A 13,954-nucleotide genomic window follows, 5' to 3' on the forward strand; every position below is an offset into this window, starting at 1 on the left:
CAACCCTCACAGTATTTTTGCGAACGCATCATCTAGGCCAGCCACCGTTTAAGGTTCTCCGAAACGAAGTCGTCATCGGCAAGGTCGCCGTGCTGCGTGAGAACGCGGTCGATCTCCTCTGCCTGGCCGGGGCTCAGGCCCTCTTCCGGATCAAGGCACCAGACGCCTTCCAGCAGACCCTGCCGGCGCAAGACCTCATGGCAGCCGGCGATGCAGCCCCGAAACGCATTGGCGACGTCAAAGAAGGCGGCGTTGCAGTCGGTGACGCGGCTATCGAGCGCCAGCAGTTCTGAAGGAACAGCCTCTTCTAACGAAACCGCGCGACAGCGGCGATAGATGTCGACGGCGGACTTCGTCCAGACCGACCAGTGGCCGAGCAGCCCGCCGACAAAGCGCACCGTCACGGGTTTTCCGTCGCGCATCGCCGTGAAGGGCGTCACCAGATCGAGAACGATATGGTCGTCATTGCCGGTATAAAGCGAAATCCTGTTCTCGGCGCCGGCCGCGACAACGCCGCGAACGACGTCGAGCGTGCGATACCGGTTGAACGGGGCGACCTTGATGGCGATCACGTTCGGGATGGCTGCGAAACGCGTCCAGAATTCCGCGTCGAGCTCCATGCCGCCAACCGCCGGCTGGAGATAGAAGCCGACTAGAGGGATTAGCTCCGACACAGCGCGGCAGTGATCGATGAGGGCGTCGGTCTCCTGGTTCTTCATCGCGGCGAGGCTGAGCAATCCGGCATTGTAACCGAGCGACCTGGCGATCCGCGCCTCCGCTGTCGCCTGTTCCGTGCGGCCGACAAGGCCAGCGACCATTGCGAGCGGCCGGTCGCTCCAGTCGGCCGCCGTCTCGGCGGCGAGCGTCAGCACATCTTCGTAAAGGCCAGCCTCACGGATCTCGAACTGCGTCGTGTGTACGCCGACGGCGAGTCCGCCCGCGCCGGCGTCGAGATAATAGCGCGAGAGCGCGCGCTGGCGGCGACGATCAAGCTTGCGATCGGCGTCGAGAGCCAGCGGGTGTGCGGGAATGACAGTTCCCTGACGAATGATCTCAATCGGATCCGGGGCGCCGGCCGGACGTTCGTCAACGGGCGATTGGGAGTGGATCGTCATCAGCCGAACTCCGGACCGGCAACCGAGAAAAGGTGTTTCGGATTTCCAAATGGCTCCGACCGACCCAGCGCCATGCGGGCAAAGCTGCGCTGGATCGTAAAGCCCTGATCGCGAAGCCATGCGCCAATCTTCGACCAGATCTGCGGAACATCGATGAAGACGGTTCCGCGGGTGGTCGCCACCAGGCGTTTCATGAGTTCCAGAGCGCTGGATTCGCTGCGCGCCACCACCGGACCCGCTTGCAGGGCGCGCCGGCCGCGGCGGACAATTGCAAAGCCGTCGGCGCCGTCGGTGATGGCCGAAGACCCCTCGCGCGCAAGGAAATCGCGCATCAGGGCGGACCGTCCGGCGCCGAAAGCTTCGGCGTCGCAATTCAGCAATGCGTTGAGACGGGCGGGTTCCGGCGTCGATGTTTCGACCAGGGACTGGATGTCCGATGATTCTCGCTGCCAGCGATCGAAGCGGAATTGTGGCTGAAAACCCTGGTTGACGTAGACCGTTTCTCCATCCGCTGTGGCGTCGAGAGCCGGCGTGAGATTGCGTGAGCGAAGCACAGCAATGCAACGGTCGACCAGGCGGGTCGCAATACCGCGGCGACGCCAGTCGGCGGTCACCAGCACCATGCCGACGAAGCCAAATGAACCGTCATAGGGCAAGGCGGCGGCGCTCGCGATCAGCCGCCCGTCGGCGTCGCGCACGCCGATGGTCTCGCCCCGTTCGATGAAATGTTTCCAGTCGTCGGCGACCTGGTTCCAGCCTGCCTCTGTCGACAAAGTCATGCCGGCCTCGATGTCTTTGTCGGCAAGACGGACGATGGGCATATTCTCAGAAATCCCCATCGCGGACCTCGAATTTCGTCGGTTTGTTGAGGCTTGGCCGGTCATGGGCCACCCAGTCCGCGACCCAGTCGAGCATCACGCCGACAGGCACGGAGGGGTAACCGAAAAGGCTTGCCGCCTGCGCGCTGTTGGTCAGCCACGCCGTTTCCGATTCGTCGCCGACCAGATTTGGTTTCTTTCCGAGCCGCGCAGACAATTCCTCGACGAGCCACCGCACCGAAAGGGTTTCCGGGCCGCTGATATTGAGCGGCGACGTCGGCGTGGTGCAGTGACGCAGTGCGCGCAGTGTTTGAGCGTTTGCGTCGCCCTGCCAGATCACGTTCACATGACCCATCATGGACAGATCGATTGGAATGTCCTGCTTGACGCGGCTGGCGAGGTCGAAGAGTACGCCATAGCGAAGGTCGATCGCATAATTGAGACGGATCAGCCGACCGGGCGTGTGGTGGCGCCCGGAGAAATATTCGAACATGCGCTCGCGTCCGAGACACGACTGGGCGTATTCGCCCCGCGGTCCGGCCGGCGTATTTTCAAGCGCGCCCTGCTGCATCACATCGACCAGGGGATAGATGTTGCCCGTTGAAAAGGCGACGATCCGTGACTCGCGGAAGACGGAAGCAACGATGCTCGGGCAGTGAACGTTCATCGCCCAGGTCAGCGGCTGATTGCCGCTCGCGCCGAACTTCATGCCGGCCATGAAGATGACATTGCGCATCCTGGGCAGGGCTTCGACCTGTTCCTGGTCGAGCAGATCGGCCTTGATCGTCTCTATGCCGCATTGTTCCAGCGTCTCGCGCTGGCCGGCTTCGCTGAAACGCGCCACGCCGACGATGCGCTTGTCCGGAGCGGCATTGCGGGCAAGGCGGGCGAGCGTCGGTCCCATTTTGCCGGCGACGCCAAGAATCAGAATATCGCCGTCGACCGACGAGAGGTCGTCGATCAGATCCGGGCTTGGTTGCGACAGGAAGGAGTCGAGCTGTTCGACACTGTCGAAGCTCTTCGGAAACGCGCCAGCCTGCGCGGCGTTTTCCATGGAAGCAGGATTGTCCTGCATCTGTGCTGTCCCCTGCATACGCGACCCCACTTTAACCGGGTGTTTCATGTACGCTATCGCGAACCGGGGAAAGTTTCAACCATTTAGTTGAAAATGGTTAAGGAAGCTTCATAATTCTTTTGAAACAAGGCCTTGCAGCCTTCTCAAAGCATCCCGGGTTGCTTTCACAGGGGGCGACAGATGGGGTTCGATGGCGATCGCGCCGGAATATCCGTCTTGTATCAGAGCGGAAATCTGACCCGTCCAGTCGACCTCTCCCGCAGCTGCGATTTCCCATCCGCCATCGGCAAAGCACCGGACATCCTTGTAGTGCACATTTCGGATCACGGACTTTGCTGCCTGGTAGCCGTCGGGAAACGGGGTGTCGCCGTCGATGCGCGCATTCGCCGGATCCCAGTTCAGGCCTATCGGAGCGCGGATGCGTTCAATCAGGTTCGCAGAGCGCAATCCGGTGTCGGCGAAATGACCTTCTTCATTCTCGATCAGCAGTTCGACGCCAGCCGCCGCAGCCGTTTCGGCCGCAAGCGTTAGGGCGTCGACCACGCCCTCCGGGGCAGGGCCTTGCTGCGCGCCGTTGCGCCCGAAGCTGAACGCAATGAGAAAACGCGCGCCGACGGATTGGGCGAAAGCGATGGATTCGGGAAGCAGGTTTTCCAGATGGTCGGCGAGAAGCGCCTGTGCTCTTGCCTGGGCGTTGGCGAATTCCGCATCCATCCAGATCAGGTTGGAATGTTTCCTTTCGGCCGAGGGGAACGGGATCTTGAAGAGGCCGGGCGAGATGGCGGTGATCGTCACGCCGTAACGCTCGATTGCTCCTAGAAGCCGTTGTCTCGCATGGCTGGAGATGCGCGGCACGCGCGTTTCATGGACGCCCCGGAGTTCGAAGCGGGTCACGCCCCATTCAAGGCCGAGCTGGAAGGCCGTTTCCGGATCGCCGGTTAGTTCGTCGGTGACGATGCTGATGTCCATGAAGCCGTGTCCTGCAGAGCCGAAGACGCAGGGTAACGGCAAATCGCTCTATCAATCAACCGGATAGTTGATTATGGTTTTAAACCTTGAAGCGTCAGCGTCACGATGTGGTCGCGATAGGAACTGACCGCTTCCTGGCGCGACAGGTCCCGGCCGAAGATCGCGGACATGGTGAGACCGTTGGCGAAATAGAAAAAGGTCATGCCGGCGATTGAGACATAGAGTTCCAGCGGATCGACGCCTTTGCGAAACGTGCCTTCCGCGACGCCGCGGTCGAGCGTTTCCGCAATCAGATCGAGCAGGGGCGAATTGGTTTTCAGCGCCATTTCAGAGGCGCGGACATGCGGCGCGCCATGAGCGTTTTCATCGGCGAGCATCCGGATGAATTCACGGTGATCATTGAGATAGTCGAGCGAGAAATCGATGAGTTTCACCATCGCTTCGCGCGGCGGCAGGTTGCTGAGGTCGAGTTCGCGTTCGCGCTCGCGGATTTCCGCGTAAGTCGCTTCCAGCGCGGCGCGGTAGAGATCGTCCTTGCTGCCGAAATAATAATAGACGAGCTGCTTGTTGGCCTTTGCGCGGCTGGCGATCTGGTCAACGCGCGCCCCGTCCAGCCCCTTGTTTGCGAACTCCACACGCGCGGCGGCCAGAATCGATGCGCGTGTCGCCTCAGGGTTGCGGCGGTTGCGGCGCGGCTTTCCGGCGGTGGTGTCGGATGCGACGGACATTATGCTCCCGGCAAGGCTATTCGGGGCGTCTGCCTATCAGACCCTTGAGATAGCCGATCGAGCGGGCGGCGCAACTGCATCCGTCCGGTTGATAGATGAAGGGCTCTACTGCAGTCGTCCCCGAATAGTCAAGTTTGCGAAGGGTTTCCACGATGGCTGCGAAATCGGTGGAGCCTTCGCCGGGGCCCCGCTTGTTGTCGTCGTTGAAATGGATATGGGAGACAACGCCGCGGCTGATCCAGCGCTCGAGCGCGCGCGCCACATCCTCGCCGTTGCTCACTGCGGCGTAGCAGTCAATCATCGTTCCAAGCGCCTGCGATCCGGTCGCCTCGATGATGGCGAGCGCTTCTTCGACCGTATTGATGAAATGCGTGTCGTTGCGTGACAGCGGCTCGATGAGATAGCGCAAGCCTGCATCTCCGGCCGCGTCTCCCATGGCGGCGAAATAGTCGAATCCGCGCTGCCGGCTGTCCGCTTCATTGCTGTCTTCAAGAACGCGCTGAAAAGGCGATCCATGGACGAGATATCCGCCGCCAAGTTCTGCGCAGAGTGCAACGAGCCGTCTGCCGAATTCAACCGTTCGCTCCGCTACGGCCGGATCCGTTGAGGTGATCGACAGGCCTTCAGGCGTAGCCATCAACCAGTGCAGGCCGGCGATTTCGACGCCTTCGCCATCCGCGATCTTGCGCAGCGCCGCGATTTTGTCGCTGCTTAGAAGCTGCGGCTCGTCCGACAGGGTGAAAGGCGCGACTTCCAGTCCGTCATAGCCGACTTCCCGGGCGAACCGGCATTGGTCGGCGAAGTCGAGTTCGCGCACCACCTCGCTGCACAGATAGATTTTCAATACCACCTCCTACATGACCTGATGCTGAAGCGGCTCTCCGGCGAGATACCGCTTCATGTTGATTTCGATCGTGTCAGCGACGCGCTGATAACTCGCGTCGCTGCCGCTGCCCGCAATGTGAGGAGTAATCATTATGTTCGGCGCAGACCACAAGGGGTGATCGGAAGGAACCGGTTCAGGCTCGACGACGTCGAGGCCGGCGCCGCCGATATGTCCTGAATGCAGCGCGTCGACCAGCGCATGCGTGTCGACGAGCGCGCCGCGTCCCACGTTGACGATCAATGCGCCGGCCTTGCAGGCCGCGAGCGTCCGACTGTTGAACATATTTCTGGTTTCGTCGTTTAGAGGCAGACTGATCAATACCGCGTCGGCCTGAGCGAGAGCGCGTTCGAGGTTTTCCACTGCGAACATCTCGTCGGCCAGAGCATCAGGCGTCGGCGTGCGTCGAATGCCGAGGACCCGCATGCCGAAAGCCTTCGCGCGGAGCGCTGCTTCGCGGCCGATCGCTCCGAAACCGACAACCGCAATCGTCCGCCCCTCAAGGCTCGTTATCGGCGCCTCGGCTTTCCGCATCCAGAGTTTTGTCGACTGGTTTTGCCAGAAATCCGGCAATCTTCTCGCAAGGGCGAGCAGCAGGGTGATGGCGTGCTCGGCTACCGGCGCGCCGAGGGCGCCGCCATTGTTGGTCACCACCACGCCATCCGGAACGCCATTGATCTCGAGACCATCGTATCCTGCCGAGGTAAGCTGGATCCAGCGAAGTTCCCGCGCGTGTTCGCGCAACATGTCGGCCAGTTCGGCGTCGAAAAAGAACCCGCCTCCCGGCATAATCAGGACTCGCGCGCCCTTGATCGCAGCGACAAGCTCGCTCCTGTCTTCAACGGGGATCACGTCGAATCCGTCGATCTGGCCCAGCCTGCTATTGATCATGTCCTTGGCGGAGAAAGGGTTGGAAACGATACGGACGGGTGTCGCGAACCTGTCGGAGCGCATGAACAAGTTTTCCTGATTGAGCATTCGAGGTGAATTGACGTGACATTCAGCCCGGTTTCTTTACCGCCATCAAGATATGAAGACCAGAGTTTGCTGCCGCATGAACCATGAAATCCATCCAGCGGCAGTAAAATGGCAAGATGAATCGCTTCATGTATTCGCCATAAAAATAATTCTATGTGTTGAATGAAATTTGTGTGTTTTAATGAGATTAAGTAGTAAGAAACCGCATGACGTTGCGTGAGTTTTGGAAAGTTCTTCAAAGTCTGTTCGCAGCCGACGGCGCTGGAGCGCAGAAATTGATGAAACAAGTGAAATAGCGAGTGAAAGCTAGTGAAATGGCGACCAGAATGATTTGCAAATCTGTCGTTGCGGCCGGTATCGTCGGCATAATGGCGACAGTTTCGAATGCGGCCGAGGAGAAGATCGTCATAGGCGTTCCCGCATGGCCATCCGCCGAAGTGACGGCGAACATCATATCGATGACGCTGGAAGACAAGTTCGGAGCAAAGCCGGAACTCGTGCAGCGTGGAACGCTGACAATCCTTAATCAGGTCGGCCGGGACACGATCCAGATCCACCCGGAAGTCTGGCTTCCCAATCTGGAAGCCGCGATGGCTCGCCTCGAAGCCGCCGACGCAACCGTGCATCTGAGCCCGAAAGGCGTTGACGCGGCCCAGAATATTTGCGCCAGCCGCGAAACGCTGGATCAGACTGGCGTAGGCAAAATCGCCGATCTCGCCAAACCCGAAATTGCCGCGCAATTCGACAGTGATGGCGACGGCAAGGGAGAAATCTGGATTGGCGCTCCCTCCTGGTCCTCCACCGCGATCGAAAAAGTGCGCGCCCACAGCTACGGCTATGACCAGACGATGACTCTTCTGGAAATGCCTGAGGACGTCGCCATGGCCGCTGTCGACGTCGCGGCGTCTCTGGGTCGTCCGATCGTATTCTACTGCTACGCGCCCCATCATGTTTTCAAGCTGCATGATATCGTGACCCTGGAAGAGCCCGCCTACGACGAAACGAAATGGAAACTGGCTGACAGCAGCAAGGACGCCAACTGGATTGAGAACTCAATGGCCGCAACGGCCTGGGACCAATCGCATTTTCATGTCGGCTACTCCGCCAGTGTGAAGGACATGCCCGAGATCGCCGGTTTCCTCGACAAGATCGCTTTCAATCCTGACGACATCATTGACATGAGCTATGCCGTCGAGGTCGAGAGAATTCCTGCCGAGGATGTTGCGCGCGCCTGGATCGAAGCCAATCCGGAGCGCATCGGGGAGTGGACAAAGTGAGTTTCAGGAAAAGTTTCATGTTTGACGTATTCGCCCGTATCCGCAGATTTCTGCCTTTGCTGCTCGTGCTGCCGTTGCTTGCCGGAACGGCAATTGCGGTAGCCCAGACGTTCAAGACACAGATCTACGATCCCGAAACACGCAAATGGTATAATTACGACCAGAAGCGGGCCATCAAATATTACCGCAAGCATGGTCAGGCGCCGGCTGATTTCCAGCGTCAGGTCGTGACCTTTCGTACGGCGGAAAAGCCTGGAACCATCATCATAGATGGCGACAAGCACTTCCTTTACTACGTGTTGCCCAACTTTCAGGCGATCCGCTACGGCATTGGCGTCGGTCGCGACGGTTTTGGCTGGGCCGGCATTGTTGAAGTGGGGCGCAAGGCCGAATGGCCGACGTGGACGCCGCCGGCTGAAATGGTCGCCCGCGACCCCAACGCCGCCAAATACGCGAATGGCATGCCGGGCGGCCCGGACAATCCGCTCGGCGCCCGAGCCATGTATCTCTATGTTGGCGGACAGGATTCGATATATCGTATCCACGGCACTACTCAGCCGTGGTCAATCGGACTCAATATTTCGTCTGGATGCATCCGGATGGTGAACGAGGACGTTATCGATCTCTACAACCGTGTTGATGTTGGAGCCCGCGTCATCGTTCTCATGCAGGGCGCTGCGCTCTACAAGGGGGTCTGACCCGGTCCGCAAAGGCTGCAAACCATGAAGGGGGATTGCAAATGACGGAATTCAAGTCTGGTCGGGCCGTTGCGCTCGTCGCGTTGATGGCGCTTGGAGTGGCGGGGTGTACAGCGAGCAAGCCGCAGCCGACTGTGCGAAGCGCCGGAGCAACGGCGCCGGCGGACCTGCAACTGCTCTGCGCTTCGGAAGCCTCGACCCGTTTCGGCGCTAACCGTGACACGATTTTGCCGGTCAGTTCCAGCCAGGAAGGTCCCAATCGTTACCGCGTTGATCTAACCATGGCCGGTGAGAGCGCTGTTTGCGTGATCAGTGACACGGGCATCGTCGAATCCCTGGATAGAGTCTGATCCAGCCGTGCCTGAAGGCTTTGACCAAGCGCGAGTCGTCGCTTTGCAAAGGATGAACGGCGGCTTATAAATGATTCGTCATTGCACGCGTCAGTGACTGCATACGATCATTATTACTCGCATTTGGAAACTGACATGAAACGTCTTGGAATTCTTTCTGTGCTTGTTCTTGCCCTCGGCCTCGCCGCTTGCGCCAATACGATCAAGGGCGCCGGTCGCGATACCGCGAACACTGTGGACGCCACCAAGCAGGCCGGCGAAGAAGTAGTCGACGCGATCGAGTAGGCTTCAGACCGTCACTGGTCATCGCGCCCTGCGAGCGCTGTCAAAAGACGACCGAACCGGGGAACCTTCCTGCGGCATTGGCGTTTCATCGTCATCGCGATTGAACTTGGAGGCTCCCCGTGAAGCAAATTAGCGTAATCATAATTCTTCTATCAGCGCTTGGACTTTCGGCATGTGCAAACACCATTCGCGGCGTCGGCCAGGATGCAGCCAACACGGTCAACGCGACGAAAACGGCCGGTAACGACGTCGCGGCTGCGGTTGAATAGTTTACCGTCGCCGCCATAGCCGGGCAGTGAATGATGAAGCTGTCCGGTCCATATCATCTGCCCCAATTCCTCGACCAGCAGATCGCCGCCTTGTTTCAAGGTGGGGAAATTCCTGCTTTCGATTTCTCGAAACCCGCAGGCGAGCCGGCCCTGGCCCCAGCGTCGTCTGTTTCGTGGGTCGTGTTCAAGAATTCGGTGTCGTTGTTTATCGGCGGCATTGCGGCCGTGATCATGGAATTCGCTTTGCCCGGCGTGCGCAGCGTCGTCTGGGACCACTATTCGGCGGCCAGCGGCAATCCCGGCTTCATACCGATGAAGGGAGAATCCCTCGATCCGACAAAGGCGCCGGACCTGAAGGAAGCCTTCAATATCGGCCTCGAACTGCCGGCTGACGATCCGGAAATCGTCTCCGGCGCGCGATTTAGGGCGCTCAATCTGTGGCCGGAGGCGCCCGGCTTCAAAGACACGATGCTTGATTTCTACAATGCCGTGTGGTCGCTCGGAAAGACGCTGCACAGCGCCTTCGCAACGGAACTCGGTATCGAATCGGACTTTTTCGACGACAAGCTGAGCCGATCACTGGCGACCCTGCGCCTTCTGCGCTATCCGCCGAGACCCGCCGCGCTTGATGAAGGTCAGCTTGGCGCCGGAGAGCACACCGACTATGAATGCGTGACGCTTCTGGCGACCGACGAAGTTGGCGGGCGGGAGGTGCACTCAAGGGACGGACGGTGGCTTGCCGCGCCCTATATCCCGGATACCTTCGTCTGCAATATCGGGGATTGTCTGATGCGCTGGACGAATGACGTCTACGTATCCACGCCGCATCGCGTGGTCAGTCCTCCCAACCGCGAGCGTTATTCGGTCGCGTTCTTCATGGGTCCCAATCCGGAGGCGATCGTGGAATGTCTGCCTGGATGTGCGACGGATGAAACTCCCGCCAAATATACGCCGATCCGTGGCGACGATTATCTCGAAAGCCGCCTCAACCCGACTTACGAGAAGAGCGGCCAGGTTTCGTGACCAAATTCAGGGTCTGGTTTGTCAGGCAAAAGAACCGGACTACCGTTCCCCGCGCTGGAGCCTCATATAGAGTTGCTCGCGTTCCTCAATGAGATTGAGAGCGACGGCGATGCCTGCCCGGTTGACGCCAAGGTCGCGCTGTAGGCGCCAGGCGGTGCGCGTCCTGCGTATGCTGGTCGCCGTAAAACGCCAGGCGGACGGCTCGCGGCCGGTCGGTTCCAGGATGCCTTCCTCAACGAGTTCAATGATCCAGTCCGCCCGAACGCTGCAGGATCTGCACAGTTCCGCCAGGGTCAGCGCTTCGATCAGTTCCGATGGGACGGCTTCCGCCGATTTCTTCGCCATGGTCGGTTAACCTCCCTATTTCGAACGGGGATTGAAGTCGAGTTCACGCGCCATTTTTTCGTAGATTTCACGCGCCTCCGGCGTGTCGGCCGGCGGCGTGACTATCTGCAGGACAGCATAAAGATCACCGGCGGGTTTCGCCGGCAATCCACGCCCCTTCAGACGAAGCTTCTGACCCGAACGCCCATTGCGGGGAATTGACAGTTCAACGGAGCCTGACGGCGTCGGAGCCTTGACCTTGCCGCCCAGCGCCGCCTCCCAGGGCGTGATCGGCAGGTCCATATAGACGTCGCGCCCGTCGATGCTGAACCCGCGCTCCGGCTTGAAGGCGACTTCCAGATACAGATCGCCGGCGCGGCCCTTGCCGATCCCCGGCGTGCCTTGCCCGGCCAACCTGATGTGCTGTCCTGGAAGAATGCCCTTGGGGATCGTGACCTTGATGGTGCGGTCCTTGACGGTGACGTGACCGGCCGGGTCAACCTGCGGCGCATGCAAGCCGATCTGCCGTGTCGCGCCCTCATAGGCGTCCTTCAAGGAGATCTCTATGCGTGCGTGATGATCCTGACCCGGGGCATGGAATTCCCTGCTTCCCTGATACCGCGGCCTGCCCGAGCGGGCCTGGCCGAAGAGGCTCTCGAAGAAATCGCTGAACGCCTCCTGGTCGGCCTCGGTGTATCCGCCGCCCGAGAATTCGAAACCGCTGTCCCAGCCCGGAGGCGGACGGAAGTCCTGACCCGCCTGCCAGTTGGCGCCGAGTTGATCGTAGGCCGCCCGCTTTTCCGGGTCCTTCAAAACTTCATAGGCTTCGCCGGCGTCCTTGAATCTGGATTCGGCGTCGGCCTCCTTGTTGACGTCAGGATGGTACTTGCGCGCCAGCTTGCGATAGGCGCGCTTGATGTCGTCCTGTGTCGCCTCGCGTTCGACGCCGAGAACCTTGTAATAATCCTTGTAATCCATGTGCTCCGTCCGAAGCAGGCCTACGCATTCGCCGCGGCCTTGACTTAGTTGATCCGGCAGCGCGACCATATCCCCTTGCCGGCGCCTGCGGAAGTGTCCGAGGCAAGAATATCCGGGTTCGCTGGATTGTGTCGCACGTCTTATGTAAGTGGAATCGTTGCCTGTTCAACGATTGTTGACAGATCATTCACGATCGGAAAATTCGTCGCCGGCTCCTTGTTATGAACTGGCGCACTGCCTATCTGGGCTGTGGCCGCGATAAAGCTGTCGGACCCCGTCCCTGATTTTGCGGACTGCGGGGCGAGAAGACTATCGCGGAGTTATCCGGACAGCAGGCAAATCGGTTTTCAGCCATTGCCTGAAACCGCTCCGGATAGTCGGTCAGGCGGCGGGTGTAGCCAAAATGCGGCTCATCCGGAAAGGAAAGTGTGTGAACCGGCGCTCTGACGCCTTGGGTTCTGCTTGCGCCTTCGCTGAACCGGCGACACAGGATGAAGGAAAAGCGATATGCACAGTATCAGGGATATTCTCGGTCTGCGGCGCCCGAATGCCGCGAGATCCAACAGGAAAGCGGCCCGAAAGATGCACGGAGGCATGAGCGAACTTTCGCCGCATCTCCTCAAGGACATCGGCGTCACCAAGGGTGTGAACGACAAATATTGGTGCGATTAGCACCTCTGGCAATATTGCAGTGCACCCTCTTGACTATTTGAGGAAGCGCCTGCAAGCTGAGACTCAGGTTTCAACAACAGAAAGGAGGTGGTCCAATGTCTAAAGCGATATTGGAGATTGAAGTCAGGAAAATCGGAGGTAACGGGATCTGAAGGCAGCCCTTCGCCTTTGTGACGTCTGATTGGGTCTTACCCTAACTGACGCATCTCCTTAGAGCTTGGAAAGAGCCGTCTGAAGCTTCGGACGGCTCTTTTTATTTGCTTTGTTTCCGGTCGTCAGCCGCCGAAATCATCGAGCATGATGTCTTCGCGATCAACGCCCAGTTCCAGCAGCATGTTGATGACCGACTGGTTCATAATGGGCGGGCCGCACATATAGTATTCGCAATCTTCCGGCGCCGGGTGGTCCTTCAGATATTCCTGCAGAAGGATGTTGTGGATAAAGCCTGTGTAACCCGTCCAGTTGTCATCCGGCAGCGCATCGGAGAGCGCAACGTGCCATTCGAAATTGTCGTTCTCAGCGGCAAGGCCGTCAAAATCCTCGACATAGAACATCTCGCGCTTCGAGCGCGCGCCGTACCAGAAGCTGATCTTTCGTTTCGATTTTAGCCGTTTGAGCTGATCGAAAATATGGCTGCGCATGGGCGCCATTCCGGCGCCGCCGCCGACAAAAATCATTTCCTTGTCGGTGTCGCGCGCGAAGAATTCTCCGAACGGTCCCGAGATCGTCACCTTGTCGCCGGGCTTGAGATTGAAGATGTAAGACGACATCAGGCCTGCGGGAATGCCTTCGGAGCCGGGCGGCGGCGAAGCAATGCGGACATTCAGCATGATAATGCCCTTTTCTTCGGGGTAGTTCGCCATGGAATATGCGCGTTCGACCGGCTCGTCGACGACCGATTCATACTGCCAAAGATTGAACTTGTCCCAGTCCTCGCGATATTCCTCGCCGACGTCGAATTCCTTGTAGCTGAGCTTGTGTTCCGGCGCCTCGATCTGGATGTAGCCGCCGGCCCGGAAATTCACGTTTTCGCCTTCCGGCAGTTCCAGCACCAGTTCCTTGATGAAGGTCGCGACGTTGTCGTTGGAACGCACCGTGCATTGCCACTTCTTGACGCCGAACACCTCTTCCGGAACTTCGACTTCCATGTCCTGCTTCACCGAAACCTGACAGGACAGCCGGTCGCCATGCGCGGCCTCGCGTTTGGTGATGTGGCTCTCCTCGGTGGGCAGGATGGAGCCGCCGCCGGAAAGCACCCGCACGCGGCATTGCGCGCATGTGCCGCCGCCGCCGCAGGCGGAAGGAACGAAGAGCTTTTCTGCGGACAGTGTCTGCAGAAGCTTGCCGCCGGCGGGAACCGAGATCGTCTTTTCGTGGTTGATCGTGATGTTGACATTACCGGTGGACACAAGCCTCGACCGCGCCAGCATGATGATCGTGACAAGCGCCAGGACGATGATGGTGAAAAGCAGGACGCCTAGTGTGAATGTCTGCATATCGATACGATCCGTC

The 13,954-nt window shown here is 59.3% G+C and carries 17 protein-coding genes; 7 read left to right on the plus strand and 10 right to left on the minus strand.

Annotation, left to right across the window (positions count from 1 at the left end):
- Positions 1 to 32: 32 nt before the first annotated feature.
- The 7 genes from AAFN47_RS11895 to AAFN47_RS11925 form a co-directional block, all read right to left on the minus strand.
- Positions 33 to 1,115: a dihydrodipicolinate synthase family protein gene (locus AAFN47_RS11895; protein WP_499809449.1), complete on the minus strand. Its 1,083-nt coding sequence runs from the start codon at positions 1,113 to 1,115 to the stop codon at positions 33 to 35.
- A complete protein-coding gene (locus AAFN47_RS11900; protein ID WP_499809450.1) occupies positions 1,115 to 1,936 on the minus strand; it encodes a GNAT family N-acetyltransferase in 822 nt (273 codons plus the stop codon). Before AAFN47_RS11900 ends, AAFN47_RS11895 begins: the two co-directional genes overlap by 1 nt.
- 4 nt (positions 1,937 to 1,940) lie before the next feature.
- Positions 1,941 to 3,008 (minus strand): NAD-dependent epimerase/dehydratase family protein, encoded by a 1,068-nt coding sequence (locus AAFN47_RS11905; RefSeq protein ID WP_499809451.1) that lies wholly within the window; start codon positions 3,006 to 3,008, stop codon positions 1,941 to 1,943.
- A gap of 108 nt (positions 3,009 to 3,116) precedes the next feature.
- Positions 3,117 to 3,977, minus strand: a complete 861-nt coding sequence (locus AAFN47_RS11910; RefSeq protein WP_499809452.1) for a sugar phosphate isomerase/epimerase family protein — start codon at positions 3,975 to 3,977, stop codon at positions 3,117 to 3,119.
- 71 nt (positions 3,978 to 4,048) lie between these two features.
- Positions 4,049 to 4,705 carry a TetR/AcrR family transcriptional regulator gene (locus AAFN47_RS11915; RefSeq protein WP_499809453.1) on the minus strand — a complete coding sequence of 219 codons (657 nt, stop codon included), beginning with the start codon at positions 4,703 to 4,705 and terminating at the stop codon, positions 4,049 to 4,051.
- A 16-nt stretch (positions 4,706 to 4,721) separates the two neighbouring features.
- Positions 4,722 to 5,549, minus strand: a complete 828-nt coding sequence (locus AAFN47_RS11920) for a sugar phosphate isomerase/epimerase family protein (RefSeq protein WP_499809454.1) — start codon at positions 5,547 to 5,549, stop codon at positions 4,722 to 4,724.
- A 9-nt stretch (positions 5,550 to 5,558) separates the two neighbouring features.
- The gene (locus AAFN47_RS11925; RefSeq protein ID WP_499809455.1) at positions 5,559 to 6,542 is read right to left on the minus strand and encodes a D-2-hydroxyacid dehydrogenase; all 984 of its coding nucleotides are present in this window, start codon (positions 6,540 to 6,542) and stop codon (positions 5,559 to 5,561) included.
- A gap of 350 nt (positions 6,543 to 6,892) precedes the next feature.
- Between AAFN47_RS11925 and AAFN47_RS11930 the strand changes: the two genes are divergently transcribed.
- The 6 genes from AAFN47_RS11930 to AAFN47_RS11955 all read left to right on the plus strand — a co-directional run bounded on the left by AAFN47_RS11930 (position 6,893) and on the right by AAFN47_RS11955 (position 10,468).
- Entirely contained in the window at positions 6,893 to 7,843 is a 951-nt protein-coding gene (locus AAFN47_RS11930) for an ABC transporter substrate-binding protein (RefSeq protein ID WP_499809456.1), read from the plus strand.
- Positions 7,844 to 7,860: 17 nt separating this feature from the next.
- The gene (locus AAFN47_RS11935; RefSeq protein ID WP_499809457.1) at positions 7,861 to 8,541 is read left to right on the plus strand and encodes a L,D-transpeptidase; all 681 of its coding nucleotides are present in this window, start codon (positions 7,861 to 7,863) and stop codon (positions 8,539 to 8,541) included.
- Between the two features lie 41 nt (positions 8,542 to 8,582).
- Complete coding sequence (locus AAFN47_RS11940; RefSeq protein WP_499809458.1) at positions 8,583 to 8,891, plus strand: hypothetical protein; 309 nt, start codon at positions 8,583 to 8,585, stop codon at positions 8,889 to 8,891.
- Between the two features lie 135 nt (positions 8,892 to 9,026).
- Positions 9,027 to 9,176, plus strand: coding sequence for an entericidin domain-containing protein (locus AAFN47_RS11945; RefSeq protein ID WP_499809459.1), 150 nt, complete (start codon positions 9,027 to 9,029; stop codon positions 9,174 to 9,176).
- A 128-nt stretch (positions 9,177 to 9,304) separates the two neighbouring features.
- Positions 9,305 to 9,445 carry an entericidin domain-containing protein gene (locus AAFN47_RS11950; RefSeq protein ID WP_499809577.1) on the plus strand — a complete coding sequence of 47 codons (141 nt, stop codon included), beginning with the start codon at positions 9,305 to 9,307 and terminating at the stop codon, positions 9,443 to 9,445.
- 30 nt (positions 9,446 to 9,475) lie between these two features.
- On the plus strand, positions 9,476 to 10,468 hold the full coding sequence (locus AAFN47_RS11955) for an isopenicillin N synthase family dioxygenase (protein WP_499809460.1): 993 nt from the start codon (positions 9,476 to 9,478) through the stop codon (positions 10,466 to 10,468).
- Between the two features lie 39 nt (positions 10,469 to 10,507).
- Here the strand turns inward: AAFN47_RS11955 and AAFN47_RS11960 are convergent, their stop codons facing one another.
- Positions 10,508 to 10,813, minus strand: coding sequence for a chaperone modulator CbpM (locus AAFN47_RS11960; RefSeq protein ID WP_499809461.1), 306 nt, complete (start codon positions 10,811 to 10,813; stop codon positions 10,508 to 10,510).
- A 15-nt stretch (positions 10,814 to 10,828) separates the two neighbouring features.
- Positions 10,829 to 11,770, minus strand: a complete 942-nt coding sequence (locus AAFN47_RS11965) for a DnaJ C-terminal domain-containing protein (protein ID WP_499809462.1) — start codon at positions 11,768 to 11,770, stop codon at positions 10,829 to 10,831.
- Positions 11,771 to 12,277: 507 nt separating this feature from the next.
- Between AAFN47_RS11965 and AAFN47_RS11970 the strand changes: the two genes are divergently transcribed.
- Positions 12,278 to 12,442, plus strand: a complete 165-nt coding sequence (locus AAFN47_RS11970) for a hypothetical protein (RefSeq protein WP_499809463.1) — start codon at positions 12,278 to 12,280, stop codon at positions 12,440 to 12,442.
- A gap of 275 nt (positions 12,443 to 12,717) precedes the next feature.
- On the opposite strand, the gene nqrF is transcribed toward AAFN47_RS11970, so the two are convergent.
- Positions 12,718 to 13,938 (minus strand): NADH:ubiquinone reductase (Na(+)-transporting) subunit F, encoded by a 1,221-nt coding sequence (gene nqrF, locus AAFN47_RS11975; RefSeq protein WP_499809464.1) that lies wholly within the window; start codon positions 13,936 to 13,938, stop codon positions 12,718 to 12,720.
- Positions 13,939 to 13,954 lie beyond the last annotated feature (16 nt).

The organism is Hoeflea sp. CAU 1731 (genome assembly GCF_039888615.1).
GTDB lineage: Bacteria > Pseudomonadota > Alphaproteobacteria > Rhizobiales > Rhizobiaceae > Flavimaribacter.

Coding starts and splice junctions, on each gene's coding strand:
- AAFN47_RS11930 (WP_499809456.1), top strand. CDS start 6,893: ATGATTTGCAAATCTGTCGTTGCGGCCGGTATCGTCGGCATAATGGCG.
- AAFN47_RS11895 (WP_499809449.1), bottom strand. CDS start 1,115: ATGACGATCCACTCCCAATCGCCCGTTGACGAACGTCCGGCCGGCGCC.
- AAFN47_RS11915 (WP_499809453.1), bottom strand. CDS start 4,705: ATGTCCGTCGCATCCGACACCACCGCCGGAAAGCCGCGCCGCAACCGC.
- AAFN47_RS11935 (WP_499809457.1), top strand. CDS start 7,861: ATGTTTGACGTATTCGCCCGTATCCGCAGATTTCTGCCTTTGCTGCTC.
- AAFN47_RS11910 (WP_499809452.1), bottom strand. CDS start 3,977: ATGGACATCAGCATCGTCACCGACGAACTAACCGGCGATCCGGAAACG.
- AAFN47_RS11965 (WP_499809462.1), bottom strand. CDS start 11,770: ATGGATTACAAGGATTATTACAAGGTTCTCGGCGTCGAACGCGAGGCG.
- AAFN47_RS11945 (WP_499809459.1), top strand. CDS start 9,027: ATGAAACGTCTTGGAATTCTTTCTGTGCTTGTTCTTGCCCTCGGCCTC.
- AAFN47_RS11940 (WP_499809458.1), top strand. CDS start 8,583: ATGACGGAATTCAAGTCTGGTCGGGCCGTTGCGCTCGTCGCGTTGATG.
- AAFN47_RS11970 (WP_499809463.1), top strand. CDS start 12,278: ATGCACAGTATCAGGGATATTCTCGGTCTGCGGCGCCCGAATGCCGCG.
- AAFN47_RS11960 (WP_499809461.1), bottom strand. CDS start 10,813: ATGGCGAAGAAATCGGCGGAAGCCGTCCCATCGGAACTGATCGAAGCG.
- AAFN47_RS11925 (WP_499809455.1), bottom strand. CDS start 6,542: ATGCGCTCCGACAGGTTCGCGACACCCGTCCGTATCGTTTCCAACCCT.
- AAFN47_RS11900 (WP_499809450.1), bottom strand. CDS start 1,936: ATGCCCATCGTCCGTCTTGCCGACAAAGACATCGAGGCCGGCATGACT.
- AAFN47_RS11905 (WP_499809451.1), bottom strand. CDS start 3,008: ATGCAGGACAATCCTGCTTCCATGGAAAACGCCGCGCAGGCTGGCGCG.
- nqrF (WP_499809464.1), bottom strand. CDS start 13,938: ATGCAGACATTCACACTAGGCGTCCTGCTTTTCACCATCATCGTCCTG.
- AAFN47_RS11955 (WP_499809460.1), top strand. CDS start 9,476: ATGATGAAGCTGTCCGGTCCATATCATCTGCCCCAATTCCTCGACCAG.